General features: G+C 61.6%; 4 protein-coding genes and 1 riboswitch. All 4 genes read right to left on the bottom strand.

The genetic code is table 11. From position 1 onward, the window contains the following. Positions 1 to 43: 43 nt before the first annotated feature. Positions 44 to 1093, bottom strand: coding sequence for a serine kinase (locus EN935_RS22490; protein WP_127262795.1), 1050 nt, complete (start codon positions 1091 to 1093; stop codon positions 44 to 46). A gap of 44 nt (positions 1094 to 1137) precedes the next feature. Continuing rightward, the gene (locus EN935_RS22485) at positions 1138 to 1596 is read right to left on the bottom strand and encodes a PqqD family peptide modification chaperone (protein ID WP_245468680.1); all 459 of its coding nucleotides are present in this window, start codon (positions 1594 to 1596) and stop codon (positions 1138 to 1140) included. A 91-nt stretch (positions 1597 to 1687) separates the two neighbouring features. Continuing rightward, positions 1688 to 2788 carry a hybrid-cluster NAD(P)-dependent oxidoreductase gene (locus tag EN935_RS22480; protein WP_109666850.1) on the bottom strand — a complete coding sequence of 367 codons (1101 nt, stop codon included), beginning with the start codon at positions 2786 to 2788 and terminating at the stop codon, positions 1688 to 1690. A gap of 32 nt (positions 2789 to 2820) precedes the next feature. Beyond that, complete coding sequence (locus EN935_RS22475) at positions 2821 to 4068, bottom strand: aromatic ring-hydroxylating dioxygenase subunit alpha (RefSeq protein WP_127262796.1); 1248 nt, start codon at positions 4066 to 4068, stop codon at positions 2821 to 2823. 113 nt (positions 4069 to 4181) lie between these two features. After that, a riboswitch (cobalamin riboswitch) is annotated at positions 4182 to 4384 on the bottom strand. Positions 4385 to 4823: the final 439 nt, after the last annotated feature.

Genomic DNA, 4823 nt, shown 5'->3' with positions numbered 1-4823 from the left:
ACATAGCGCTCGCGATTGTAGACAGGCATTATCACGCTCAGCTTCATGAAGCGCCCCGCGCGAGAAAGTCCGCGATCGTGCCGGCTATCTCCTGTGGCTGCGTTCCCAGCGACAGACGGTAGCATGGCAGCAGGCGGGTCAGGTCGCTGAAGAAGCGAAAGCCGCTTTCCCGCTCGCCCGGCATCTGCGCAATGCCGGATGGCGCCAAGGCAATCATGGCATCCCTGCGCGACACCGGCATGATCGAACTTGCCCCGCCACCACCGATATGTGGCACCACCAGCGCAACGATGTCCAGAGTGTCAGGCACCGGCCGAGGCGCAATGTCACCAATGTGAAACGTATGCTTGCCTTGCCAGTTAAGCGGACCATGGGCCGGCAGGCGGTTCTTCAGCCCAAGCCGCGCAAACCCCTGGGGATCCTGCTTGAGTGTTGCAAACAGCGGGCAGGCAGTCACGCCGTTGGCGAGGTCGATCAGCACATAATCGTCACCGACGCTGTCCAGGCCGTTGAGGAGGCCGGCAGCGACGGTCCCGGATTTCCCGGCGCCGCCCGCGCCGGCCAGCAGCAAGCCCTTGCCATTGGCGCCGAGCGTGCCGGCATGGGCAAGGCGCATGCCGCGCGCCGCATATTCCCAATGCAGGAAAGCCCGCAGCGGCGCTCCCGGCTCCCACGGTGGAAAGGCGTCGGCCGAGGCCATCAATTGCACGCCAACGCGACGTTGCGGATCGTAGAACTGCCAGAAGTCGAGATCGTGAAAATGGTGGCCACGCAGCCCGGTCTCAGCGAGCCGCTTGGCAAAGCCGTGCTCGGTGAAATGCGCGTCGCCCCACTTGGCCGGCTCGGGGATGCCGGGGATGCCTGGATGAACGATGAAAATGCGGCAACTGGACGTTTCAGGTTGATCGTCCCTGGTCTCGACAAAAGCATGGTCGAGCGCATCCGCCAGCACGCCGGGGCCGAGATGCGCGGTAAGCTCCAGCCGGGGCAGGCGGATCTTGCGCGCGACAGGATTGTATGCGGCCGCGCGCTCAGCGGCGGCGATGAGATATCGGGCGTAATCCGGCAAGGTTTCGAGAGTGACGCGCGACATGGCCAAGTCCAGCGCCCTTCTATCGCGATGCAACCGGCTGCTCGTCAGGATGCCTGCTTGACCGCCGGCCAGCCAACGGGTTCCTCGACCTCATGGATAGGATCCACGATGATGAGGTCCGCCAGGTCGTCGTGAACGCTCACGGTGAGCGGCTCGCTCGTGGCGGCAAGCTCGGCAAGCAATTCGCTGGGCAGCGGCTGCGGTGGCGCATCCAGGCAAACCAGCAGCCCCAGTTCGAGCAATTGCGATACGAAGCCTTCGAGTTCAGCCCGGCCTATCGTCGAGGCGCCAGCGGTCAGCCCGATCAGAACCTGGGCATCGACGCCAGACGATAGCGCTTGCCAGATTCTGCTGCCCGAATCGGAAAATCCGAAATACTTCCCGCTCGAAAGATCGAGCACGACGGCTTCGCCGTCGAAGGATTCAAAAACAATGTCCTTGCTCGAAATTGCGTATACATCGCTATGATGCATTGCTCTTGGCCCCCGCAGCTGCGCGAGCAATCGTCGGTCGGCGCGGCCGCTCAGCTTGTAACGCCTGTAAACGCTCGATTCTTTCTTGGCAAGTCAACGTGCGGCGGCGACTCCAAGCGGATTACGCCTCGATTTCGAGCGCCGAAAGCGGTTTTGAGCAACAGGCGAGGATAAAACCATCGTCGATTTCGTGATCGAGGATGCCGCCATTGTGGCTCATCTCGACGTCGCCCGAGACCTTCCTCACCTTGCAGGTGCCGCACAGGCCGAACTCGCATGCGGCGGGAATGCGCACGCCCGAGGCCCGCGCGGTCTGCAGCACCGTTTGGCCGGCGACGCATTCGGCGTCGACATCCGAAAGCGCGAAACGGATCGGCGTCGCGGCTTCGACGATAATGGCGGCCCCGTTTTCCGCCGGCGAGGTGAACGGGGCCGGGATTTCTTCCACGACAGGTGCCGCAAAGCTCTCCTGATGGAATTTTGTCATGTCGAAGCCGGCGGAGTCCAGCATGCCGCGCACGGCGCGCATGAAGGGATCGGGGCCGCAGCAGAAGATTTCGCGCTCGCGGAAATCGGGCGCCAGCAATGGCAGCCGGATCGCATCGATGCGGCCCATATGGCCGAACCAGCCCTCGCGGCTCGACCGCTCCTCGATCATGAAGCCGAGCGACAGGCCGGGCATACGGCTGCCGAGCAGTTCGAGCTCCTTGCGGAAAATGATCTCTTCCGGGCGGCGCGCGCAGTTGACGAAGCCGACATCGGTCCATGGCGCGCAATCATTCAACCAACGCAGCATCGACATCATCGGCGTCACGCCGGAGCCTGCCGAAATGAACAGATACTTGGCCGCCGGGTGGCTGTGCAGCGAAAAATCGCCGGTCGGCCCATAGGCCTTGACGTGCGAGCCCGGCGTCAGATGGTCGAACATCCAGCGCGTGCCGACGCTGCCCGCCTGCGCCTTCACCGTCACCGCGATCGAGAACGGCCGCGACGGCGAGGACGACAGCGTATAGGTACGCATCAGCGGCCCGTCGGCGGTCGGCAGTTCCAGCGTCACGAACTGGCCGGGCTTGTAGCGGAACCAGGTCTGGTTGTCGGAGCGGAAGGTGAAGGTCTTCACATCGGGCGCTTCGTCGCTGACACCGATCACTTCCAGCACCTGCAGCCTGTCGTTCCACGGTGTCATCTGGTCGAGATGGCGATAGAGGCCAAGATCCGTCATCGCATTCATCCTCTTGTCCCTTTTGTTTTGTGCTAGGCGACGCTGCGCAGCGCCGGCCGGCCGCCCTCGGCAAGGCGCGGCCCGATGAACGACGCGTACCATTCGACGAACTGGATCACGCCACCCTCATGCAGCTCCGAATAGGGGCCGGGCTCATAGGCGGGCGACAGGATGCCGAAGGCGTTTTCCTCGACGATGCGGCGGTCCTGGTCGTTGGTCTCGGTCCAGACATGGGTGAGGTCTTCGATGGTGTAATCGATGCCCTCGACCGCATCCTTGTGCACCAGCCACTTGGTCGTCACCGCCGTTTCCGTGGCGCTGATCGGCAGCACCCGGAACGTCACCGCGTGGTCGATGAGGATGTGGTTCCAGGTCGTCGGATAGTGATAATGCATCAAGGTGCCGATCCGGTCGGCGGAGACAGTGTCGGAGAGGTTCTTCTTCACCGCCAGTTTGCCGGTCATGGTATAGCTGACGGCATCGCGCAGCAGCGGCGCGCGGGTGGCGCGATACTGTCCGGCCGGATCGATGCGGAATTTGCTAGGCAGGCCTGATGCCTCGCATTTGGCCCAGTGCGCGACCATCTCAGGGTCGCTGTCGGCGCCGTTGACGCCGGTCACGGTCGGCGCTTCGGGGAAGGTCTTGCACAACTCGGGATGATTGGCGGCGCAGTGGTAACACTCGCGGTTGTTTTCCCAGACCAGCTTCCAGTTGCCCTTCTCGATGATCGTGCTCTCGAAGGCGATCTTTGCTTCGCGCAAACGGTGCGGCAAAAGATAGGGTTCGATCATCGCCCGCATCGGCGCGAAGTCCGCCGGCTCCTTGGCCAGGCAGATGAAGATGTAGCCGCCGACGCTCTCGCAGGCGATCGGCTTCAGGCTGAACTCACTCTTGTCGAAACCGTCGGCCATCTGGCGGGCAAACAGCAGACGACCGTCGAGCTCATAGGTCCACTGGTGATAGGGGCAGACGAGCTTTGCCGCCGTACCCTTCTCTGTGTTGCAGACGCGGCTGCCGCGATGGCGACAGGAATTGTGGAAGGCGTTGATCTTGCCTTGCTGGTCACGGACAAGGACGACCGGATAGTCGCCGATCTGCACGGTGATATAGCTGCCCGGCTTCGGCAGCTCGCAATCGTGGCCGATGAACAGCCAGTCGCGATACCAGATCAGCTCCATGTCGAGCTTGAAATAGTCCGGATCGGTGTAGAAGGGCTGCTCCAGAGAAAAGCCTTGCCGGCGGCTGTTCAAGAGCATCAGCATGTCGTTGCGGATATCCATGTCCTGTCCTTGCTTTTAAGGACTGAACTGGTGGTGACGGAGGAAGGATTGGACGCAGGCCGGCAATGCGCCGGACATGCACGATCCACCTCTTGACCGCCCACCGCGATCAGTCGAGTTCAAACATCTCGGGCTGGTTTCCGGGCTCTGGAGTTGTCCTTGCGGACCATCGCGACACCTTCCCAGGCAGTTGCCCAGTGGTCTCCCGTTGCGACTTGAACTCCACCACCGTTGCGGGGGCAGCGCCGGATTCTGACCGGCTTCCCAATTCTCCGCCTCGTCGTCACGAAGCGGCACCTGAGATGGCATGATCTAACCACGACAGCGATTTCGACATCGGCATGAAAGCGACATCGTATCCATGCGGCGCGACACGCACGCGAAACGTTCCGGTTGGCGATTGCGGAGCTGAAATCCTATCGCCGCGGCGGCCATTCCCGTCTGCAATCTCCTCGAAACCGACCCCTGACCGGGGTCAAAAAAGGTTAACAGTTTCGAAAAGTGACTATTAGCTCGTTCTAAAATCGAACCGAACGGTTCGTTTCTGTTGACAGTGCGTGCAGGACGGTGTGAACGCCGGCTCAAAAATCGCCCAAGCGGTGAGTACTCGTGATTATACTAACTGTTTGATAAATATTGAAAAAATTATCCCGTGGGGAGTCTGGAGCGCAATTTCAAGCGCCTGATTCATGGTCCACATGGAACAACTTCGTGATTGGAAAAGGCAGACCGGCCCTACCACATCGGGGCTGTCC

Source organism: Mesorhizobium sp. M7D.F.Ca.US.004.03.1.1 (assembly GCF_003998635.1).
In the GTDB taxonomy this organism is placed as follows: Bacteria; Pseudomonadota; Alphaproteobacteria; order Rhizobiales; family Rhizobiaceae; genus Mesorhizobium; species Mesorhizobium loti.
This window is presented reverse-complemented; position numbering and strand designations above follow the sequence as displayed.

What these genes read in the sequence shown, in the direction of transcription:
- EN935_RS22490 (WP_127262795.1), bottom strand. Translation starts at nt 1,093, where the DNA reads ATGTCGCGCGTCACTCTCGAAACCTTGCCGGATTACGCCCGATATCTC.
- EN935_RS22480 (WP_109666850.1), bottom strand. Translation starts at nt 2,788, where the DNA reads ATGACGGATCTTGGCCTCTATCGCCATCTCGACCAGATGACACCGTGG.
- EN935_RS22475 (WP_127262796.1), bottom strand. Translation starts at nt 4,068, where the DNA reads ATGGATATCCGCAACGACATGCTGATGCTCTTGAACAGCCGCCGGCAA.